The organism is Acinetobacter sp. S4400-12 (genome assembly GCF_024129495.1).
Taxonomy (GTDB): domain Bacteria; phylum Pseudomonadota; class Gammaproteobacteria; order Pseudomonadales; family Moraxellaceae; genus Acinetobacter; species Acinetobacter lwoffii_C.
The window spans coordinates 19,617-41,557 of sequence record NZ_JAMXYB010000022.1 but is presented as its reverse complement, the minus strand read 5'-3'; the positions used below and the strand labels follow the sequence as shown (position 1 = coordinate 41,557).

The 21,941-nt window shown below is 40.8% G+C and carries 16 protein-coding genes, 4 pseudogenes and 1 riboswitch; of the genes and pseudogenes, 17 read left to right on the top strand and 3 right to left on the bottom strand.

Features of this window, described 5'->3' with window-relative positions; genetic code table 11:
• The 4 genes from NI461_RS09770 to NI461_RS09755 all read left to right on the top strand — a co-directional run.
• A partial coding sequence (locus tag NI461_RS09770; RefSeq protein ID WP_290443986.1) for a transposase family protein occupies positions 1-174 on the top strand: 174 nt, incomplete at its 5' end.
• 70 nt (positions 175-244) lie between these two features.
• On the top strand, positions 245-1,597 hold the full coding sequence (locus NI461_RS09765) for a ThiF family adenylyltransferase (protein ID WP_253157171.1): 1,353 nt from the start codon (positions 245-247) through the stop codon (positions 1,595-1,597).
• A complete protein-coding gene (locus tag NI461_RS09760; RefSeq protein ID WP_005234367.1) occupies positions 1,587-2,069 on the top strand; it encodes a Mov34/MPN/PAD-1 family protein in 483 nt (160 codons plus the stop codon). Before NI461_RS09765 ends, NI461_RS09760 begins: the two co-directional genes overlap by 11 nt.
• A gap of 24 nt (positions 2,070-2,093) precedes the next feature.
• Positions 2,094-2,690, top strand: a complete 597-nt coding sequence (locus NI461_RS09755; RefSeq protein WP_005234369.1) for a DUF6088 family protein — start codon at positions 2,094-2,096, stop codon at positions 2,688-2,690.
• Between the two features lie 27 nt (positions 2,691-2,717).
• On the opposite strand, the pseudogene NI461_RS09750 reads toward NI461_RS09755, so the two are convergent.
• Positions 2,718-2,993 (bottom strand): annotated as a pseudogene (locus tag NI461_RS09750) (integrase core domain-containing protein); the annotation flags it as partial.
• Between the two features lie 65 nt (positions 2,994-3,058).
• On the opposite strand from NI461_RS09750, the pseudogene NI461_RS09745 reads away from it, so the two are divergent.
• From NI461_RS09745 to NI461_RS09730, 4 genes and pseudogenes are all read left to right on the top strand, one after another.
• A pseudogene (locus NI461_RS09745) lies at positions 3,059-3,253 on the top strand (IS982 family transposase); the annotation flags it as partial.
• A gap of 157 nt (positions 3,254-3,410) precedes the next feature.
• Positions 3,411-5,027, top strand: coding sequence for an alkaline phosphatase (locus NI461_RS09740; protein WP_131273880.1), 1,617 nt, complete (start codon positions 3,411-3,413; stop codon positions 5,025-5,027).
• Between the two features lie 14 nt (positions 5,028-5,041).
• Complete coding sequence (locus tag NI461_RS09735) at positions 5,042-6,553, top strand: alkaline phosphatase (RefSeq protein WP_253153351.1); 1,512 nt, start codon at positions 5,042-5,044, stop codon at positions 6,551-6,553.
• Between the two features lie 35 nt (positions 6,554-6,588).
• A complete protein-coding gene (locus NI461_RS09730; RefSeq protein WP_228276958.1) occupies positions 6,589-7,278 on the top strand; it encodes a hypothetical protein in 690 nt (229 codons plus the stop codon).
• 73 nt (positions 7,279-7,351) lie between these two features.
• On the opposite strand, the gene NI461_RS09725 is transcribed toward NI461_RS09730, so the two are convergent.
• A complete protein-coding gene (locus tag NI461_RS09725; RefSeq protein ID WP_005399817.1) occupies positions 7,352-8,353 on the bottom strand; it encodes an AraC family transcriptional regulator ligand-binding domain-containing protein in 1,002 nt (333 codons plus the stop codon).
• The gene (locus tag NI461_RS09720; RefSeq protein WP_163141003.1) at positions 8,350-9,276 is read right to left on the bottom strand and encodes a diguanylate cyclase; all 927 of its coding nucleotides are present in this window, start codon (positions 9,274-9,276) and stop codon (positions 8,350-8,352) included. Before NI461_RS09720 ends, NI461_RS09725 begins: the two co-directional genes overlap by 4 nt.
• Before the next feature lie 324 nt (positions 9,277-9,600).
• Here NI461_RS09720 and NI461_RS09715 point away from each other — a divergent pair, with 324 nt between their 5' ends.
• The 9 genes and pseudogenes from NI461_RS09715 to NI461_RS09680 all read left to right on the top strand — a co-directional run bounded on the left by NI461_RS09715 (position 9,601) and on the right by NI461_RS09680 (position 21,861).
• Positions 9,601-12,087, top strand: coding sequence for a TonB-dependent receptor (locus NI461_RS09715; protein WP_253157170.1), 2,487 nt, complete (start codon positions 9,601-9,603; stop codon positions 12,085-12,087).
• Positions 12,088-12,163: 76 nt separating this feature from the next.
• The gene (locus tag NI461_RS09710) at positions 12,164-14,143 is read left to right on the top strand and encodes a phytase (RefSeq protein WP_253157169.1); all 1,980 of its coding nucleotides are present in this window, start codon (positions 12,164-12,166) and stop codon (positions 14,141-14,143) included.
• A gap of 113 nt (positions 14,144-14,256) precedes the next feature.
• Positions 14,257-14,955, top strand: coding sequence for a protein TolQ (tolQ, locus tag NI461_RS09705; RefSeq protein WP_049590884.1), 699 nt, complete (start codon positions 14,257-14,259; stop codon positions 14,953-14,955).
• A 12-nt stretch (positions 14,956-14,967) separates the two neighbouring features.
• A complete protein-coding gene (gene tolR, locus NI461_RS09700; protein WP_086208627.1) occupies positions 14,968-15,414 on the top strand; it encodes a protein TolR in 447 nt (148 codons plus the stop codon).
• Positions 15,411-16,172: an energy transducer TonB gene (locus tag NI461_RS09695; protein ID WP_253150961.1), complete on the top strand. Its 762-nt coding sequence runs from the start codon at positions 15,411-15,413 to the stop codon at positions 16,170-16,172. Before tolR ends, NI461_RS09695 begins: the two co-directional genes overlap by 4 nt.
• Before the next feature lie 120 nt (positions 16,173-16,292).
• Positions 16,293-16,451 (top strand): transposase, encoded by a 159-nt coding sequence (locus NI461_RS14310; RefSeq protein ID WP_163168538.1) that lies wholly within the window; start codon positions 16,293-16,295, stop codon positions 16,449-16,451.
• Between the two features lie 383 nt (positions 16,452-16,834).
• A pseudogene (locus NI461_RS09690) lies at positions 16,835-19,225 on the top strand (type I restriction endonuclease subunit R); the annotation flags it as partial.
• Positions 19,226-19,359: 134 nt separating this feature from the next.
• Positions 19,360-19,590, top strand: a pseudogene (locus NI461_RS09685) (integrase core domain-containing protein); the annotation flags it as partial.
• Positions 19,591-19,732: 142 nt separating this feature from the next.
• Positions 19,733-19,879, top strand: a riboswitch (cobalamin riboswitch).
• Positions 19,880-20,004: 125 nt separating this feature from the next.
• On the top strand, positions 20,005-21,861 hold the full coding sequence (locus NI461_RS09680; RefSeq protein WP_253150965.1) for a TonB-dependent receptor: 1,857 nt from the start codon (positions 20,005-20,007) through the stop codon (positions 21,859-21,861).
• Positions 21,862-21,941 lie beyond the last annotated feature (80 nt).

Genomic DNA, 21,941 nt, shown 5'->3' with positions numbered 1-21,941 from the left:
CTAAAAATCTATAATCAGGAAATCAACAAAAGAAGAATAGCAATTGAGCATGTATTTGGTCGCTTAAAAACCTTCAAAATTCTTGCTGAGCAATATCGCAATCGAGGCAAAAGACTGGGATTAAGATTCAATTTAATTGCGGCAATCTATAATTTGGAACTGAGTAAAAAATGATTTATGAAAGAGGTCTAATGAAAGTAATAGAAACGAGGAATTTTATAGGGAAATAAGTTCTTATTGGAGATTGCAATTAAATTTTAATAACCATCAGCTTGTTGTTTTGGAACATCCCTCAACTAATGGTGAGCTTTTTGGACTCACTGATCAAAGGGGAGGAATAAAACGTCATCAAGTTGTATGGTTAGCATCGCAGCAACCAATGATAGAAAAGCATCTTTCTAAAATATTAAACAGGGTAGAGAAAGTATCAGTTTTAGCACCAGTTGCATATTTTATTCGCTTAAATTCTTATCCAACTGTTGAAATTCCTAATTCCAACAAAGTCTTTGAATGGATTGAAAATCATATATCTTCAGTAGATTTTCAGAGGTTATTAGAATGGGATAAAAGAAACAATAGTTATCCTATTAGATGGTTACTATTAGAACTCCCGGATACTGAGCCACCCATTATTCAAGCGATAACTCTTAAACACAAAGGTATCAAAAGTGATAGCCATCAAGTTTATGGTAAACGAGCTGGACGTCGATTACGTAAGCAACAGAATAACGATGTAACATTGTCGAGTTTGGAACATAGTCCAGTTCATTTGCTAGCAAAAAATGTAATCCATTCAAGAAACATAGAACTATCAAATAATGATATAGCAAATAAAAAAATAGCAGTAATTGGTGCAGGTTCTTTAGGTAGTTCAGTCATTATGCATCTAGTGAGGGCAGGTATTACTAACATCACCATTGTTGATCCTGATAGATTTGAAAGTGCAAATTTAGGAAGACATATTTTAGGGGTAGATGATTTAGGTAAATATAAAACCCAAGCATTAAAAGAGCGAATCCAAAAAGATTTGTCTCATATCACTATTACATCAATTCCACAATATATTCAGTATGAATGTATTAAGAATATTAGCATGCTTGATGAAATGGATGTGGTGGTAATTACAACTGCTGATTGGAATTCAGAAGAGTTTATATGGTTATTGCATGAAGTTAGGCAACCTAAGTGGGCTTTAATCCAAGCTTGGGCTGAGCCTCATGCAATTATAGGGCATGTGCTGATAACTAGACCAAATAGTATTGCTGATGGACGCTACTTATTCGATGAGCATGGAAACTTTTTACACCAACATTCAGAATGGAAGGATAATGGGGTCATCCCACTTCCTGGTTGTGGAGAAGCGTTTATCCCTGGTGGTCCTATTGGAATTAATACAATAGCGGCAATAACAGCTCAATCGGTATTTGATGTACTTACTGGAAAAGTAGAATCTGAGACATGGGTTACTAGTATAGGTGATATTGAAAAGATACGTGAATTGAATGGTATGTACGTTGGACCGAATGTACCTGAAGGTTGTAAGCAAATTGTCATTTCCAGAGAGTGGCCAAAGGAGCAGTGTACTAGTGAGCTATGATCTAGCTTGGGAATGGCGATGGAAAACGCTTGATGTTGAATTAAAAGTGTCCACAGAGGTGGTAGACATATTCTTTTCTCATCAACAAAAATTAAAAGAAGATGAGAAAGGCGGGCAGTTATTTATTGATACAAGTATGTCGGATGGTTTATGGCTTGCAGTAGCTACACCTCCACATAATGCTGACCTTTCTGGTCCAACATGGTTGGAACTAGATGCCAATAGGTGTAAGCAGGAGGCTATTGAGTATCAAAATCAAGGGTTAGTTTTGGTAGGATACTGGCATACCCATGCTGAGTTAACCCCTAATTTGTCCCCGCAAGATATAAAAAGCTTTCGTGAATTTTCACGAAAGAATATTAGCTCGTTGCCGAACCCTTTAGCTGTAATTGTTGGTAATGGTAGTAATGGCGATACAATTAGAGCTTGGTCTTTACAAGAAAATGGTTTTATACAAGCTACATTAAACTAATTGGTGTTTAGAAGGGTATCTTTTGTGAAGTTTTCCAAAGATAAAATTGTAATTGATGAATATAAAAAAATTGAGGAAGGTAAAGTATTTAGTGCTTTAGATTTTAGTGTCCATGTAAATGATAAAAAGCTGCAATGGATTTTGAGAGATTATATAAAAAATGGTGATTCCCTCATTCTTTTTCCGAAGGTCTATTACAAGACCAAAAAGAATAGAATGATTCCAAATAGGATTCTCACTCCAGATATACAGAATACTTTAAAAGTCTTATCAAGGCGTACTGGGGAGATGTTTCAAGAACATGGAGGGATATCAGCAAATTATTTAGGTTTAAGTACCCAAGTTCCACAAATAGAGGTTTTTTATACTAATAGAAATTCACGAGAGTTTTTATTTTTTGATTGTACTGTGAGATTAATAAAAACACGTTGTCTCGACGTTTTTCAATATCCTCATGAGAGAGTTGGTTGGGCTGTATCAGCACTTTATTTTCTTGGCCCTAAGGTTGTTGATGTGAAAATGATTAACAAATTAAAAGAATCGTTGGGTGAAGAGGATTTTCAGACATTTTTGAGAGCTAAAAAGCCAAGTTGGATTAATAAACTAATAGATGAATCATAGTTGAGATGTAGAAATAATATGTGTGATTCATAGAGATCGTTTCAATTTAGCGATCTCTAAATCCATCTTGTAATTGGCGTGTTGAATCCGTTCATTTGATGGGTTGTATTGCTTCTGGACCTCATCAGAGAAAGGGGTTTCTTCACATAATTCAAAGTACCTTTCCATCGGTGTTTTACCTTTCAAAGCTGAATGTGGTCTCATCCAGTTATAGTAATGCTGCCATTCGGCTAGCTTGTCTTGGATATCTTCAGAATTAATATCGACAGTAGCGTAGAACTCAGATTTATCAGTCTTTTGAGAAGTAAGCGTCCGCTGAGTTATTTATGGGAGGATTATCATCCAAGCAGATAAAATTATAAAGCACTGATTTAATTGCATATAACAGAAAGAATATGAAATCTGTTTTAATCTCCATATATGATGAATATCATTTAAAGCATCGTAATAAAATAGAGACTTTATTCAGCTCATTAAAAGGGTAATATAATTTAGTCCTCAGTAAAGCGAGAAGCATTGAAGTGTACTTAGCTGGAATTTATGCATCTTTATATGCTTACTAATGATGTTATCAAAATAAGCTAAACATTCGAGTAATGGAATCCTTGGCTTAAATAGGTTTCGGGTTATTTTTAGCAAGTAAATGAAAAAGTAGTTAAATGTCATCTTATTTAAATATCTGCGGCGTATGGTTCAGCCATCTTTAGATGGGTTGATGCCATGCTCGGTTCTCTTGAAAAATTCCAATTAAAAACAATCAGCGTGGTATGTATAAGTTTCAGCGCCTTATTGCTTACCGCTTGTCAAACTACTACGATAACGCGAAATCAACAAGCCAATACAGAGCAACAGCTCCAACAAGAAAAAGTCCAACAACCGAAACGTGTGGTCTTTTTTTTGGGTGATGGTATGGGCATCACCACGCTTACCGCTTCACGTATTTATGCTGTTGGTGAAGATGGTCAGTTGGCGATTGATCGGCTGCCTGAGTCTGCTTTTGTTCGTACCTTTTCTGAAGATGCGCAAGTCACGGACAGCGCACCTTCGATGGGCGCGTACATGACCGGTGTGAAGATGAAAAACGAGGTGATCTCGATGCAGACAGGGACGATTGCGGTTGAACCTGACTCAGTAGGGAATAACCAGTGCGTTAGTAACCCACAAAACAAAAATAAGCAAAACACACAGACTTTACTTGAATTAGCCAAAGCAAAGGGCTGGGGGACAGGGGTTGTGACCACAACGCGGATCACGCATGCCACACCAGCATCGACTTATGCGCATATATGCCACCGTGATGCTGAAAATGACATTGCATCACAGTTGGTCCCGAGCTCAAAAGGCGATGATTATCAACGCTATAACCTCAAACTCAAAGATGGAGTCGATGTGGTTTTAGGTGGAGGTAAGCGTCAATTTTTGCCTAAAGATGCAGGTGGAGAACGTACTGATGGGCGCAATCTAATTACCGAGATGCAAAAGGCAGGCTACCGCGTGGTTTTTGATGAAAACCAACTGTCCCAAGTGCAACTGGCGAAAAATGAAAAATTATTGGGTTTATTTAATCACAGCCATTTAAATTACGACTTGGATCGCACCAAGAAAAACTTGGCAGAGCCGAGTCTCAAGCAAATGACGCTGTCTGCTTTAGACATCCTGACGCAAAATAAAAAAGGTTTTTTCCTGATGGTGGAGGGCGGGCGTATAGATCATGCGCTGCATGACACCAATGCCAAACGTGCTTTACAAGACACGATTGCCTTAAATGATGCTTTAGAAGCAACCATTCAAAAGCTTAAACAAAGTGATCCTGAACTTAAAAATACACTGATTGTAATCACAGCCGACCATGATCACACCTTGGTTTTAAATGGTTATGCCAAGCGTACAGGAAAATACGTCGAAGGTAAGGAAACCAGTGTGCTTGGATTGGTAAAAAACTATGATCAAGCGGGCTTTGCTCAAGATATTCATGGTCAACCTTATCCGATTATCGGTTTTGGTACGGGCAAAAAACGCCCCACTCAAAACCGTATGGATGACTTGGTACTGAACTTAAAAGACACTGATGTCTGTCATCCTGTACAAGGGCCAAAGGCACCACAAGGTGAAAAATATAGTTTCACCTATCCTTTGGCTGAAACGGGTTGGTGTACGGGCACTGCTGCGGATGATTTCCAACAAGAAGCTGTGATTCAAACGGGCTATAAAGATAAAGAAACGCATGGCGGTGCAGATGTGTTTTTAGGTGCGATTGGTCAGGGAGCCGATCAGTTCTCAGGTAGCCTTGAAAATATTGAGGTCAATCACCTCATTCGTAAGATCACAGGCTTATAGCAGAGGGATATCACATGAAACATACTTTAAAAACCATCCCATACATGATGCTTCTGCTTACAGCGTCGATTTCTTCAAGTGCTTTGTATGCTGCGGACACCACAGTTACACCGACGAAAAGCGTTATATTCTTTTTAGGCGATGGCATGGGACCAACCACAGTGACGGCAAGTCGTATTTATGCTGTGGGGGAAAATGGCAAACTGGCCATGGACAGCATGAAGCACGCAGCAAGGATTAAAACCTATTCTGAGGATGGTCAAACCACAGATAGCGCTCCCTCTATGGGTGCCTATATGACTGGGCAGAAAAATAAAAATGAAGTGATTGCCATGACAACAGGAACGGTTGCGGTCGAACCTGAAGAAGGAAAATTGCCGAATGGCAAAAGCTTAGCGAAAGCCATCAACCGTTGTCCAGAACAGGGCAGTAGTATGGTCGCAGGGATGCCTGCGTTAAGTATTTTAGAACTGGCAAAAAAGCAGGGTAAAGCGGTTGGCGTAGTGACGACGACCGAACTCACCCATGCCACACCTGCGGCAACCTATGCACATATCTGTCACCGTGATGCGCAATACGATATCGCGCTTCAAGCTGTTCCAAAAGGTAAAGCTTATAATCCAAACTTATTGGATGGTATTAATGTCCTTATGGGAGGCGGCTTAAATCATTGGACGCCTTATGATGCAGTCTCTAACCCCAAAGGGCGCTTGGATGGTCGTGATTTATTGGCAGAGTTTAAACAGCAGGGTTATCAAATCGTTTTAAGCCAAAGTGATTTGGCACAGACGGTCAATACTCAGAAAATTTTCGGCATATTCTCCACACAGTCACATTTAAATTTTGATTTGGACCGACTCAAGAAGAATATAGAGACTGAACCGAGTCTGGCGGCGATGACCAGTAAAGCGATTGATGCACTGCAAGCACAGAGTCATGGACAAGGCTATTTCTTGATGGTTGAGGGTGGGCGTATTGACCATGCGCTACATGCCAATAATGCCAAACGGGCATTGCAGGAAACCAAGGCATTTAATGATGCAATTCAAACTGCACTGGATAAAGTGGATTTGAGCAATACCTTGATTGTAGTGACGGCAGACCATGACCATGTGATGACCTTTAATGGTTATGCCGCACGAACGGGTCAAACGACGGAAACTAATCCAGGTATTTTGGGGCTGAGCTATGACTATAATATTGCAAAAGAGCAAAATGCTTACAGCAAAGTGCTGGCTGATGGCCAAGTACATAATCCATACCGCGATGTAAATGGGGCAACAGGAACGACGCTTGTTTTTGGAAATGGTACGGGTAAACGTTTAGATATTCGTGACAGTATTAGCAACGAGCAAGCCTTTGCTGACGACTATAAACAAGAAGTCGGGGTACAACTGACGAAAAGCGAAACACATGGCGGCGGAGATGTGATGCTGTTTGCTGAAGGAAAGAATTCAAATCTATTCAAAGGCACACAAGAAAATACATGGGTATTTGAGCAATTGAAAAAGGCGTTTGGATTCTAATGGATACAAGATTTATACGGCCGTTCAAATTCAAAATGAAATTCTTAGCATTGTCTTTCAGTTTGCTCAGTCCATGGGTATGGTCGGCCGATGAATATCGTATTGATTATCAGATAGAACGATTGGATGCCAATGGGGTCACGACCATTCAAAAATACAGTGAGAAAATAATTCGAGATGAGCAAAATATTTGGATTGAACGTTTAAACACACAAACGCATGCTGACGAAGCCCAGACACATAGCAACGCTCATGTGTCTGCCAAAACAGACACCCATGAGCATGTGAGTTTTGACAGTGCAATTCAGTGGATGCAGCGCAAAGATGTAGTCGGGCAAGCAAACGTAGAAAGTCCGTTTCAGCGTTTTTATATTTTGCCAGATGAAAAAATGCGGGTGCAATTGCAGGATGTCGATCAAGAAATGCTAGGGATGAAAAACTGTTGGCGCTGTGAATATAGTTTGATTCATCCTGACATTTTAAAGCGAGCACAATTGATTCAACGTGATCCGAAGTTAGCGCATTATCAAATACGCAGTGCTGGGCAAACGTTGAATATTATATGGAGTGAACAGGATCAACTGGTTCAAAAATACGAATTGCTCAAACCGACCTCAGGCTATGCCAAAACCTTTACCGTGCGCAAAATTGGCCAACATGTTGCTATACCTTGGACACAAACAGAAAAATACAGCGAACGTGACTATGCGGACTTTAGTGATTAGCCGATGAGTTTTTGACTTTTAATTTCGACGTTACAATAGAAATACCCGTGATTTTTTTGGGAAAAATAAGCGCTTAGGACTGTGCCGCTTGTACGGTTAAACCACTCCACCGCTTAAACGCACGTCGAAAATTAGTGGCATCGTTAATTTGTAAATACTGAGAAATCTGTTCAGTTTTAAAACCATGTACACGATATAAAATTATGGCAGTATGCAAACGACTTTGATCGAGTTGCGCCTGAAAATGGGTCTGATGCTTTTTCAGTTTACGTTTTAAGGTGGCAGAACTCATTTGAAAATAGTCAGCGGTTTGTTCAAGTTGAATATTATTTTGAATATTCTGCATTAAATATTGGTGCAAACTGAGCAAAAAACTCTGTTGAATATTTTGAGCTGTCATTTCTTTCAGCGCATATTGATAACTGATTGAAGCTAAGGTCGAAGAGGCATTGGGAAGTTTTTCATAAATCAAATCGCGAGGTAGGCTCATCATGTTGATCGGGCGATTAAACTCTAAAGCACTGCCTAAATGTGTCCAATATTGTTCAATATAATCCGGTTCAGAAAAATTAAACTCGAATTTCCACGCTAATTTGGCTTGGTACAGTTGACGGCTAAACGCTTGTACTGCACTCATTGCGCTTTCGATTAAAAAGCGATTTTCAAGCTTGTTTTCATCTAACCAATAAATATGAATATGGCTTTGACTGTACATGAGTCGAGGGCATAACCAAGGTGAAACGGACGCGGAAAATGTTAAATAACGGCTAAGTGCCTCATCGAAGGTCGATGCATAAAGCATGGATTTAATGGCGTCATTAAAGGGGGTGGTTAGGCTGCGTTGACCAAATAAAAAACTGATGTCCTGATTGCGAAAACACTGTTCAGCATTTTTTAAAACCTGTTGTAACTGTTGTTGACTAATTAGTTTTTGCCCCGAAAAGATATCTTCTAAGAAAATACTGCTGCCACTGAGCAGGACGTGATGTTCGACTTCATGACTCGCTGCCAAATCAATTAAAATAGACAATTGATGATGCGCAGGAATGTAGCTGTAGTCGCATTCAAAGCTCATACCATGACTCGCTTCGGTGAGTAGTACTGCTTCACTTGGAGCAATTGCTGATTTAAGGCACTCAAGAGTTGTTGGGCAGTTTGGTATTGTCCGACAGCGCAGCAGGTCGTGAGTGCTTTTAGAGGAATGTGCACAGACAGATCACGTTGATAATAAGCACTGACCATAAGCATGCGTTCAAGTTGAGCAGCCATTTTTTCAGCCTGTTGTAGCTTAGTCTCTGGTAACAACATAATAAAACGATCTCCTGCGAAGCGGCAGAGCAGGTCTTGTGGTCGTAAGTTTAAGCTAATCAATTGTGAAACATGCTGTAAAATAGATGTGCCTTCATCAAAGCCATGTGTTTGATTAATCTGATTAAAATTATGCATATCTAGCAGTATAACGGACATGTCGCTGGGTTCATGCAAGTTTTGCTCGATTGCGGCTTTGAGCTGTGTTTTAAAATAATGAGCATCGGCCAAAGGGGTGAGTGCATCGAATAAGCGATGATCCCGATAAATACGTTCTCGTTTTTGCATGTGTTTAGAAATTGCCTGTTCTTCTTGATGCCAAAAATAAATCCCGATGGTAAATAGATACAGTCCAATTGGAAAAGGAATGGACTCAAGCCATGCATCCCACATGATTTCTTTAGGCAGGCGAATAAACTCATCTAAGCTGTCCATCCACATGTGGAAAAAAATAAAACACAGTCCATAAAAGATATAGTTGGTTACACGGCCCAAAGGACGGCTTTTAATAATAAAGAAAATCCAAATACCAATAAAAACAGTTGCTCCCCCTTCACCTAAAATATCGACCCAGTTCCATTCAGCAAATGACTTGCTCTGCCCAAGTAAGATAAACAACCAAAGGGATAAGCTACAGGCAGTCGCTACACATAATAAAGGCCAGCGGTAGTAAGCAAAGTATTTAGGCATAGCATTTTTTGAAATGATTTATTTTCGCCCAAGCTAAACAGATTTAGATGACAGTTTGATGGCAATGGCTAGGGTCAAAATAGATCAGGGTATTTTTGATTTTTGAGAATAAAAATGCTGAAAAACCCTATCTTTGAGGTGAATATGCATCATTCTGTATGCTCAGTATTTTCTCTATACAGATCAAATTAGCTCATTTTTTGCTGAAAAAGGCCAAAAACAAATAAAAAGGACAGATCGTAAAAGGCACTGTCACATCATGTTCACATTCAATTTCTATTGTGCGTTCAAACCATGCCACTTTGGCTTGAGGGGAAGAACATAATGCAAAATAATCAGAGCCGTTTCATGAAACATAAGCGTGCGGGTTTTCAGCTCAGCACACTGGTCCTGTCAATGCTGAGCATGACGCATCTACATGCCGAAGATAACACGGTGGAATATGTACAGGTCATTGGTCAAGCTGCAAGTATGGATAAAGCACTCAAAGAACAAAAACGTGCCGACCAAATCAGCAGTGTGGTACATGCCGATGGCATTGGACAATTACCCGATGACAATGCCGCAGAAGCGTTGCAACGGATACCAGGTGTATCTACAGAGCGTGACCAAGGCGAAGGACGTTTTGTTTCCGTTCGTGGTTTAGGCGCTGACTTAAATGCAGTAACCATCAATGGTACTTTGGTTCCCGCGCCTGAAAGCGATCGCCGTGGCGTAGCATTGGATGTCTTACCTTCAGAGCTAGTACAGTCATTGGCTGTGGTGAAAACGCTGACACCAGACATGGATGCCAACTCATTAGGTGGTACGGTGCAGGTTGAAAGTTTATCGGCTTTTGACCATGACGGTTTGTTTTATACGGGAACGATTGAAGGTGGTTATGATGAAAAACGGGAAAAATATAGCCCTAAAGCATCTGGTGCTATCAGTAATCGTTTCAGTGTTGGTGAGGGGCAAGACAACCTTGGGGTGGCACTGGCACTGAGTTATCAAAACCGAAAATTTGGCTCGGACAATGTTGAAACGGGTGGGGCTTGGGATGGTGACGCACTTGAAGAAACCGCAATGCGTCAATATGACATCGAGCGTGAGCGCATTGGTGCGGGTTTAAACTTTGATTACCGTCCGAATGACAGAGGCGAATACTATTTAAGAACTTTATATAGTCGCTTTAAAGACACTGAATCACGTCAGGAAGTGGCGGCTGAATTTTCTGATCCACAACTTGCAGGCCAGCGTGGTGATGCAGAAGTGACTCGTTCACTGAAGAGCCGTGAAGAAACACAAGAAATACAGTCTTTTGTCCTCGGTGGTAAGCAAGGTTTTGGCACGTGGACGGTGGAAGGTCAGCTCGGTTATAGCGAAGCATCGGAGGAAAATCCAGGGGGAATTTCGGGGGCAAAATACCAAGGTGATTTTAGTAATGTTGGATTTAATAGTACGCAAAAACCTGTAATTACGGCAGACCAAGATTTTTATGATGCGGCCAACTATGAGTTAGATTCGGTGTCGTGGGAAAAATCTAAAACCACCGATAAAGAATACAACGGTAAATTAGACTTTTTGAAAGACTATATGCTGGGGAATTATGCTGCTGCATTGAAGTTCGGCGGAAAAATCAGTCAACGTGAAAAAACCAACAATACCGATGAATGGAAATATGAAGATCTCAGTACGTCAAGTTCAGATTTCAATTCAAACAGCCATTATGAACTGGGTCAGTTTGGTCCAACCATTAATAAAAACGCTATTAAAGATAAAATCAGTGGATTAAATCCAAATGATTATGTGGTTGCTGACGGTTCAATCATTAATGACTTTAAGTCGAATGAAGACATACAAGCGGCTTATGTCATGAATACCGTTGATTTGGATCAACTGCGTGTGATTGCAGGCTTACGTTATGAAAATACCAACTTTGAAGCACGTGGTTTTGAGTTCAACGATGATGTGATCACTGCGACTAAATATAAAAATGACTATGATCATTGGTTGCCAAGCCTACATTTACGTTATCAATTGGCCGATAACGCTTACCTCCGTGCCGCTTGGACCAATAGTGTGGTACGTCCAAACTTTGCGCAAAGTGCACCAAGTGTTTATATCGATGGCGATGAAGCTGAGTTTGGTAACCCAATGTTAAAGCCTTTAGAATCTTCTAACTTTGATTTGGGGGTGGAAAAGTATTTTGGCAAAGCCAGTATGGTGGGTTTCTACGCATTTTATAAAGATATCGATAACTTTATTTATAACACCAATATTGCAGGAACAGGGCAATGGGCTGACTTTGATGAAGCTATAACCTATAAAAATGGTAATGAAGCAAAACTGTACGGGATGGAGTTTGCCTACTCACAAAAGTTTGACCATCTAGGAGCACCATGGAACGGGTTCTTGTTGGGTTTAAATACCACCTTTAGTAAGTCAGAGGCGGATATTGATTCGATGAAAGATGGCGAACTTCTGAGCCGTCGTATTCATTTACCAAACCAGTCGGATGTGGTCGGTAATGCCATGATTGGTTGGGAAAATGAGCGCTTTGGTGTACGACTTTCAGCAAATTATAAATCGAACTATTTGTATGCATTAGGTGATATCGACACGCCAGAAAAAGACATTTATACCGATGACCAAATCTTCCTTGATTTCAGTAGTCATGTGAATTTATCTAAAAACTTACAATTGACGTTTGATGTGCAAAACATCACCGATGAAACTTATTACAACTATGCAGGCTCTAAGGCTTATAACGCTCAATATGAAGAATATGGCCCAGCATACAAACTTGCACTGACCTACACCCATTTTTAAGTCGAATTAAATTTAGTTCTCAGGTTTGCTCAGTAAAAGCAGACCTGAGTTTCCTTGCCCAATTTTGAGTGTCTCTATGAAATTTTCATCTTTTAAATTGTCTGCTTTAAGCAGTTGCTTGCTGTTATTGAGCGCATGCAGTCAGCACAGCGTGCCCCAAGCTCCGCAAAATAGCCAGTCGTTAAGCTCGGCTGAAATACCAATAGATCAGCCTATAACAGCGAAGTTGCAATTACGTGAAGTCGACATGAATGGGGCAAAAACTGAGGATGTGCAATGGTTAAGCTTGAGTGCATGGCCTGAAGTTGCCGCACTGTTGAGCAGTAAAAACAAAGGGCTACAAATCTTAGATGATCAACAAAATGTACTACATCAAATTCAAGGTCAGTTTGGGCGTTTTGATTATCGGATTGGTTCGGAGCGTTTATTGATTGCTGCGTCAAATTTGCAACAACAGCAAATTCAACTGATGAGCATGAACTTAAAAAATAAAGCATGGGACAAACCCAGCTTTATTCCAAAGCGTTCATTTAAGTCTGAAGATGTTTGCTTATATACCGATGCTCAAGGGCTGAGTTTTGCTTTTTTAGTAGGCGAAGAGGGGCTTGGTGAACAATGGTTGGTGGCTCAGCATGAGAAGGCTTTGAGTCAACCACAGTTGGTACGCCGTCTCAGTTTTCCACCTGCTAGTAGTGTATGCAAAGTGAATGATGCCACAGCAGAGCTGTTTATTAATGAAGCGAATGTTGGCGTTTGGGCATATCCAGCTCATTCCGAAGCAGACATGGTGCGTCAGGCGGTGGATCTCGTGCAACCCTTTGGTTCGATTCAAGGTTCACCTTCTGCAATTGCGATTGTAGATGATCATGTCGCTGTACTCGATGCGGAAAAACCTTTGCTTTATCGTTATCAAAAGCAAGATAAGCAATGGAAAGCACAGCCGCCTTTACAACTAGATACGGTGAAAGAAGCAGAGACTTTGAGTGTTCAAGGTAATTTAACAGATAAATCCTTGCTGATTTTAGATGATAAAACCGTGAAAGTGACAGATGTGGAATGGGAAACTCAGACCCAGACCAAAGCCCAAAATATCATCACTATTCCAGCAGAAGTGCAGACGGAGGTCGTGCCAAGTACAGGTGATGCGGCTGATGATCCTGCGATTTGGCATAACGCTGCACAGCCGAGTCAGTCCCGTATTTTAGCGACAGATAAACAAGGTGGTCTACAGGTTAACGACTTACAGGGCAAAACTGTGCAGTACTTGCCAGTAGGGCGATTGAATAATGTCGATGTACGCCACGGTTTTAAATGGGGCAATCAGACAGTCGATTTGGCGGTGGCATCGAACCGAGATCATAACAGCCTGCATCTCTTTGCGATTCAACCCAAAACGGGCAAGGTTTCTGTGCTTGGCGAGTTAACAACCACATTGGATGATATTTATGGCATTTGCATGTACCGCGACGCTCAAGGGGAAATTTATGCCATTCCCAACGATAAAAATGGGACTTTTGTTCAATACCACATCACGGCTGCACAGCAAAAATTACGGGCTGAAGAAGTACAACGTTTTTCAGTGAAAACTCAACCTGAAGGCTGTATCGTAGACGATGCCACAGGGCGTATTTTCTTGGGTGAAGAAGATGTCGCGGTGTGGGTAAAAGATCTCAACCCAAAAACTCAGCTTCCTATGCAGCAGGTGATAGGTGTAGGAGAGGTGATGCATGATGACATTGAGGGGATGGGACTTTATCACGGCAAAAACCAAAGTTATTTGGTGGTTTCAAGCCAAGGCAATGACAGCTTTGTGGTGCTTGATGCTGCTGCACCTTACACGGTTCTTGGCGCATTTCGTATCGGCATCAATACCGACAAAGGCATTGACGCTGTGTCTGAAACAGATGGACTAGATGTGAGTTCCCTAAATTTTGGTGGCAAATGGAAGCGAGGCATGTTGGTGGTGCAAGATGGACGTAAACGTATGCCTGAAACCAATCAGAACTTTAAATATGTGCCTTGGGAAAAAATCGCCCAAGCGCTGCATTTGGACTAAATAACTCTTTAGTACTTTAGTACCTGAGTGAGTACATGGGCTGCTAAAGAATCACAGCCCATTTTAAAAATATATATGTACTGCACCATGCAGTAAAAAAATTGGAGTGCGTTATGCAAGCAACGATGGATCAAATGTCAGTTTGGATGTTGATTAGCCATGCCAGTGTGTTGGTAAAAGTAGTGATGTTGATTTTGGTTTTATCCTCAGTCGTAAGTTGGTATTTAATCGTGCGTCACGGCATGTTACTTCGTGGACAAGAGCAGCTTTGGAACCGTTTTTTAAAGAATTTTAGACAGCAAAAAGATCTCAATCTTTTACAGCAAGATTACCAACAGCCTGAACAACAAAAAGGCGTTGTCAGCATTTTTCAACATGGGGTGGATGAATACCATCAATTGATCAAAGATGAGCAACTCACCACAAGTGATGTGATTGATGGGGTAGAACGTCGTTTACTCAGTAGTATTAGTGAAGAAGAAGAAAAGCTTCAGCAGAATCTAACCTTTCTCGCAACAGTCGGTTCAGTCAGCCCTTATATAGGCTTATTTGGAACGGTCTGGGGCATTATGAATGCGTTTATTGGACTGTCTGCCGTTGAACAGGCAACCCTCAATACAGTTGCACCAGGGATTGCAGAAGCGCTGATTGCGACAGCTATTGGTTTATTTGCCGCTATTCCTGCGGTCGTGGCGTATAACCGCTTTTCGGCACGTGCTGACAAGCTTTCCAGTCGTTATTACGGTTTTGCCAATGAGTTGCAAACGCGTATTTATCGTTTGTTGGGGCACACTGAGCGCACTTCGCGTTAAGGAGCAAGAACCATGATTAAGCGTCCTCAAAAATTAAAACCCAATGCTGAAATGAATGTGGTTCCTTATATTGATGTCATGTTGGTGTTGTTGGTAATTTTTATGGTGACTGCACCAATGTTGACGCAAGGCATTCAAATTGATTTGCCTAAAGTGGATGCCAATGTCATGCCCGCGTCACAACAGCAGCGTATTGTAACCTTATCTATTCAAGCCAATGGCCAGTATTACTGGAATATTGGATCAGAAGTGAATACCGAGAAAGTTACGGATCAGGCCATTGATTTAGCCACTATGCAACAAAAGCTCGTTCCGATTATTCAAAAAGATAAAAGCTTACAGTTTTATGTACGTGCCGATCAGGATGCTGATTATCAACTGGTTGCACAGGCCATAGCATCCTTGCAAAAAAGTGGGGTAACGAACTTGGGGCTAGTGACAGAGGAACCACAATCATGATGACAACCGTTTCCAAAATTAGGATCCGTGATCAAGGCCTAGCACTTTCGGTCACGGCTGGATTGCATATTGCGCTAATTGCATGGTTATGTACGGTTGAGATGCATGAAACATTGGCGGAACCCAAGCCGAAAACCATTCAATTACAATTTGTGCAAATACCCCCTCCAGCCAAACAACAACCTGAACCTAAAAAGCCTGAGCCGATAGTCGAAGAAAAACCCTTACATGAGCCTGTCAAGAAACAGCTTGAGAAACCTACTGAAGTCCAACCGAAAACCACCAAGAAGTTTGTAGAGTCACAGAGCAACAAAATTGTACCTACAGCGTCTAAACCGACACAGCAAGTCGTGACGGAAAAGCAAACGGCAGTAGCGGAATCTCAGAAAACAGTAGATACGCAGTCTCAAGCGGATATACCAACTCAGACGAAGACCCAGAAATCAGTAGAACCTAAAGCACAAACTCATCCTGAATCATTTGATGTTAAAAATTATCAACCTGTTACAAAAATAGCACCAGCTTATCCTGAACAAGCTTTGGATCGTCAGCTAGAGGGGGATTGTACGGTGGTGTATAGCGTGAACGAAAAAGGACGGGTAGAAAATCCAAAGGCACAAGGCGACTGCCATCCGATGTTTGTACGACCTTCGATTCAGGCTGCTCTCACTTTTAAATATCAGCCTCGTCTCGTCGATGGCAAACCGACCAGTGTGTCGAATGTTAAAAATACCTTCCAATATCGTATTGAAAGTTAATCTTATTCCGTGGGTGCCATAAATTCTCCTTTAAGCTCTTTTCATTTCTATATTTTTCAATTGCCCGTACTCTTCTTGCCGATAATATTTAGTAGCAAATTCAAGATACTATAAGATTACATGGTTATTACTGCTCAAAAAAACAGTAAAAATATCATAGAAGCTATTTTATGGAAGCTATGTACGGGTGCGACATGGCATGATATTCCTCAAGAGCTCTGCCCTTTGCAAACTGCTTACAATCGATTTCATCACAGGCAAGTTAAGATACTTTTTTAACTGTCATGATCCTGAGCAGATCCAAGAATACACGGAATTGGGTATTTTAGGTGTTGGTCGAATCCACAGAAATAATTCTAGTGAAGTAGAAAAAATGGCTAATGCTGTGCGCTATTTAGTACGGCCTGAAAAAGATGCGCAACATCTGCGTGTGAAATGCAAAGCCAAGATGCGTACATTTCAATGAGTTGAAAATAATCTCAAATATACATTATCTAGATGAAAACGAGTTTTTTTAACTTTGCAAGGCTTGCCAATCGGTGAGCCTTTGTCATTTCTAGAGGTATATATTATGAGTTTAAATTGTCCTTATTGCTTATCGGATCAAGTCATTCAGGTAGTGAATCAGCAGGTGAGTGGGTCTGATTCTACAGGTCTAGCCGCATCTTCAGATTGAAGAAAAGGAAGACTGGGAAGGTCGTATATACAAAAAAGAGAGCCTGATCTTCCCACGTTATCATCAGTGGAAAGTGGTCAGTAAACTGGTTGAGGACTCATTAGCTGAAGGCACAGGACAGAAATACCTGATTCAGCACAGCGCAGGTTCGGGTAAATCCAACTCAATTGCATGGACGGCGCACCAGCTTTCTAGCCTTTATGATGCTAACAATAAAAAGATGTTTGATTCCGTCATTGTGGTGACAGACCGAACCATTTTAGATGCGCAATTACAAGACACCATTTATCAGTTTGAACATGCAGATGGCGTCGTGGGACGGATTAACAACAAGGAAGGCGATGGCTCCAAATCGGAGAAACTGGCAAAAGCTTTGGAAATGGCTCAGCCGATTATTATCGTGACCATTCAGACTTTCCCATTTGTACTACGTGCCATTGAAAACAGCACCAGTTTAAAAGAACGTAAATACGCCGTCATTGCCGATGAAGCCCATTCATCGCAAAGCGGTTCCACGGCGCGTCAGCTCAAAGAAACTTTGATGATTGAAGAGCGTGATGAAGATGAACAGCTTTCTTCGGAAGATGTACTCGATGCCGTGATGGCATCACGTAAGGATAGTGCAAACCTAAGCTTCTATGCCTTTACCGCAACACCAAAGGATAAAACCTTACAACTGTTTGGACGCTTGCCCGATCCAAGCATGCCGCCGTCTAAAACCAATATTCCTGTGGCATATCACGTCTATTCGATGCGCCAAGCGATTGAAGAAGGCTTTATTTTGGATGTACTGAAGAACTACACCAACTATAAAGTCATCTATAAGCTCAAGCAGAAAATTGAAGAAAAAGATGCAACCGTTGATGCCAAAAAAGCCAAGATCAAGCTGAATCAATGGGTACGCTTGCATGACCATAATATCTCGCAAAAAGTACATATCATTATTGAACACTTTAAAAAGAATATTATGGGCTTACTCGGTGGACAAGCCAAAGCCATGCTGGTGACTAGTTCACGTAAAGAGGCGGTGCGTTATAAACAGGCTTTTGATAAATACATTGCTGAGAACAAATACCAGAATATTCAAGCCATGGTGGCATTCTCTGGTGAAGTTGAATTCAACCAGAATGATTCTGATTGTAGTCATTTACTGGGGCAGAAATTCACTGAAAGTAACATGAACCCGAACCTGAAAGGTCGTGAAATGCGTAAGGCATTCGATAGCGATGACTTTCAGGTAATGATTGTGGCAAACAAGTTCCAGACCGGCTTTGACCAGCCGAAGCTGTGTGCCATGTACGTAGATAAAAAGCTAGGTGGAGTAGAGTGCGTACAGACCTTATCTCGTTTGAATCGTACTTATCCGGGTAAAGCAGAAACTGGCACCTTTGTTCTGGATTTCTTTAATGAACCGCAAGATATACTGGATGCCTTCCAACCTTACTACCAAACAGCAGAACTGGCAGATGTGTCCAATCCTGATCAAGTGTACGATCTGGCCAACAAGCTGAAATCAGCAGGTATTTTCCTTATGACTGAGGTAGAGCAGTTTACAGAAGCTTTTTATAGCAAGAACAAACCCAATGCGGCACTTGCCAATATCTGTAAGCCTGCGATGCAACGCTGGCAACATCGCTACACGACAGCCATGAATGATTATGATGTCACTAAGAACCGTTTACAACGCTGTAAGCAGACAGGGGACGCCATACTGATTGCCAATGCTGAAAACGAATTTGCTGAAGCGAAGAAAGCCCGTGATGCACTAGAAATCTTTAAAAAGGATTTAGGCAGCTTTACCCGTTTCTATGAGTTTATGTCTCAAATCGTGGAGTATGACGATCAAGAACTTGAGAAGCTGAGTCTTTTTGCGCGTAACTTACGCCCAATGCTACGTGAACAAGCTGCGGATGAAGATGAGATCGATCTGAGTAATGTCGCGATGAGCCATTACCGCTTGTCTAAGCTTCGTCAGCAGGATATTCAGCTTAAAGCAGATAGTACCGAGCATAAACTTGAGCCTGGTAATGAACTGGGTACTGCAAAGCCGAAAGACAAGAAAGAAGACTTTTTGTCGCAGATTTTAAGCCGTATGAATGATCTGTTTGTGACGGACAATCTGACAGAGAAAGACATGATCAACTATGCTCTGACCATTGCTGACAAGATGTCTGAAAATACGCGGATGATGAAACAGATTCATAACAACACTCGTGAACAGGCCATGCTAGGTGAGTTTGATACGGCGCTTGATGATGCTGTATTAGACAGTAATGCAGCGCATATGGAGCAAATGACACAGTTGATGAGTGATCCTACGAAGATGAAGCAATTTGCGCATATTATTTATGATGTATTGGTTAATAAAGAACGCTAAGTTTTCTTATAAAATAAAGAGGCTTTGTTGCATAAACATTCTTCAAGATGCTGATTCTTAAAGATTTGTTTGATTTTTAATCCAAAAATGAATTAAAAAAATCATAGTCTTAGATATTTATGCAACAAAGCCGTATGGATGGTAAAGGTCGATGGATTGATAATGTGATGGTTGAACGGTTATGGAGAAGCGTTAAATATGAAGAGGTGTATCTCAAAGCTTATAGCAGTGTCACCGATGCGAAAAAGCAATTGAGTGCATATTTTGAATTTTATAATTTGAAACGACCTCATTCGAGTCTGGACAAAATGACTCCAGATGAGTTTTACTATGACCAGCTACCACAACAAAATAAGGTAGCTTAACTAGAGCAGAATATCACTTATAAATAAGCTTTTAGTTGTTCAAACAAGTGGGACCACCTCTCTATATTCCTTAGAAAATTTAGCTTTATGAGAGTAATACGAATAATCAGAAACAGTTTGACTTAGCAAGGACTTAGTTTTAGTCTCTGTACCTGCTTCAGGTGCTTCTATAGAGAAGTGAAACTGGGAAGTTAGTACACGTATGTGTAAGCTAACACTGCCCCCGCAACGGTGAATAGGATAGCAACATCCTTAAGTCCGGAGACCGGCCTGCTGCACAACCTAACTAATGCGGCGGGCGTTAAAACAGGGATTGCATACTTTTTATATTTGATTTGGTATTGCTTACCCAAAATCCGTCTGCGCGCTTCACATTTATAGTCGCACGGGCGGTGCGATGTTCTGGGGTATACCATGAATCATATCTACACGACTGCTTTAGGTGGTCTACTTGTTTTATCACCATTGTCAGTTGCGATAGCAGCCGAAAATTCTGTTTTTAAACTTCCTGAAATTAACGTTGTCGCCAATTTAGTTGAGCAAAAAAATGTTGACACGCTAGCTGCGGTTACTGTGATTGATCGTGAAGAAATTGAACGTAAGCAATTTAATTCTTTACAAGACTTATTACGTACCATTCCAAGTATTTCATACACAAGTTCTGGTGGTATGGGACAAACTGCGGGTATTTCTATTCGTGGTGCGAATTCAAATGCACTTTTAGTATTGGTTGATGGGCAAAAAGTAGGTTCTGCAACACTTGGGCAGACTGCATTTGAACATCTACCCATTGCTCAAATCGAGCGCGTTGAAGTGGTACGTGGTCCACGTTCAAGCTTATATGGTTCAGAAGCAATTGGTGGTGTGGTAAAGGTCTATACACGTAAAGGTACGACAGATGGTGTTAAACCATTTGCATCTTTTACATATGGCTCACATGAAACCTATGAGGCGAATGCTGGCTTAAATATTCGTCAGGATAATAGCTGGGCAACTTTAAGTGCATCAGGTTTAAAAACACGTGGGATTAATGCATCAACTTTAACTGAGCCTCAAGATTTAGATAAAGATGGCTATGAAAATGCCTCTATTTCTTTACGTGCTGGGCATCAAATTAACGAACGTTTAGATGTTTCGATCAATGCTTTACATGTAGATGGCAAGTATGAATATGATGCTCAAGATGATTGGGGTTATCCATATGCAGATACGCCAAATGTGCATGCTAAAATTGAACAAACGATTTATGGTGCAGGTGCAAAATTCAAAGCAAATGATATATGGACAACTGAGCTAAAACTTGGCCGTGCAGTAGATAAAAACGAAAGTTTTGATGCGTATCCTGCAAGTTTTGAAACATTGCGTGATAGTGCATCTTGGTTAAATACTTTAGAACTTCATCCAAATCATAGTGTGGTTGCAGGTGTTGATTATCAGGTAGATGAAATAAAAAGCAGTAATACCTATGTAGAAAATGAGCGTGACAATATCGGTTATTTTGCACAGTACTTAGGTAATGTAGGCAAAGTTGAATTACAAGGTGCAGTACGTTTTGATGATAACGAGCAGTTTGGTGATAAAACCACAGGTAATGCCACTTTAGGTTATCGTTTTAACGATGCTATTTTGGCATATGCAACCTATGGTACAGCTTTCCGTGCGCCAACTTTTAATGACTTATATTGGGTCGGTACTGGTAACCCTGATTTACAACCTGAAACTTCAAAAAATACTGAAATTGGGGTGAAAGGTCAGCACAAGTTTATTAATTGGGAATTAAATGCGTTTGAAAATAAGATAGATAACCTGATTGCATGGGCGCCAAATGCAGCAGGGGAAGATGTACCATCTAATATTAATGAGGCACTTATTCGTGGTGTGGAATTAGTCTTAGGTCAGAACTACGATAATGTTTCTTGGAACTTAAATTATACAAACCAAGATCCTGAAAATCGTAGTAAAGGCGCAGAAGGTCAGCAAATTGCTTATCGTCCGAAGCAAATACTAAATGTGTCGTTAGATTACACGATTGATCAATGGACAATTGGTGGTGCAGTGCACGCAGAAGATAAACGTAAAACAACTGATTTTGCCAACCCAGAATTACATGGTTTTGCATTGTTCGATACTCGAGTAAGTTATAAAGTATCGCCTGAGTTTGAAATTCAAACTAAACTTGCCAATGTATTTGATGTTGAACACAACACCAATAATGGCTACAACCAAGATGGTCGTACTGCTTGGGTAACACTTCGCTATGCGATGAAATAATACTTCTTAAGGATAAACCATGAAGGATCTTCATTTATGAGTGAAAATCCTTCAGTAAAAGCACATTTAATAACAGTTAT

Bases quoted from the DNA above. Each gene is read 5' to 3' on its own strand.
- NI461_RS09680 (WP_253150965.1), top strand. From the start codon at position 20,005: ATGAATCATATCTACACGACTGCTTTAGGTGGTCTACTTGTTTTATCA.
- NI461_RS14310 (WP_163168538.1), top strand. From the start codon at position 16,293: ATGGTTATTACTGCTCAAAAAAACAGTAAAAATATCATAGAAGCTATT.
- NI461_RS09740 (WP_131273880.1), top strand. From the start codon at position 3,411: ATGCTCGGTTCTCTTGAAAAATTCCAATTAAAAACAATCAGCGTGGTA.
- NI461_RS09730 (WP_228276958.1), top strand. From the start codon at position 6,589: ATGAAATTCTTAGCATTGTCTTTCAGTTTGCTCAGTCCATGGGTATGG.
- NI461_RS09720 (WP_163141003.1), bottom strand. From the start codon at position 9,276: ATGCCTAAATACTTTGCTTACTACCGCTGGCCTTTATTATGTGTAGCG.
- NI461_RS09735 (WP_253153351.1), top strand. From the start codon at position 5,042: ATGAAACATACTTTAAAAACCATCCCATACATGATGCTTCTGCTTACA.
- tolR (WP_086208627.1), top strand. From the start codon at position 14,968: ATGATTAAGCGTCCTCAAAAATTAAAACCCAATGCTGAAATGAATGTG.
- NI461_RS09710 (WP_253157169.1), top strand. From the start codon at position 12,164: ATGAAATTTTCATCTTTTAAATTGTCTGCTTTAAGCAGTTGCTTGCTG.
- tolQ (WP_049590884.1), top strand. From the start codon at position 14,257: ATGCAAGCAACGATGGATCAAATGTCAGTTTGGATGTTGATTAGCCAT.
- NI461_RS09695 (WP_253150961.1), top strand. From the start codon at position 15,411: ATGATGACAACCGTTTCCAAAATTAGGATCCGTGATCAAGGCCTAGCA.
- NI461_RS09725 (WP_005399817.1), bottom strand. From the start codon at position 8,353: ATGAGCTTTGAATGCGACTACAGCTACATTCCTGCGCATCATCAATTG.
- NI461_RS09715 (WP_253157170.1), top strand. From the start codon at position 9,601: ATGCAAAATAATCAGAGCCGTTTCATGAAACATAAGCGTGCGGGTTTT.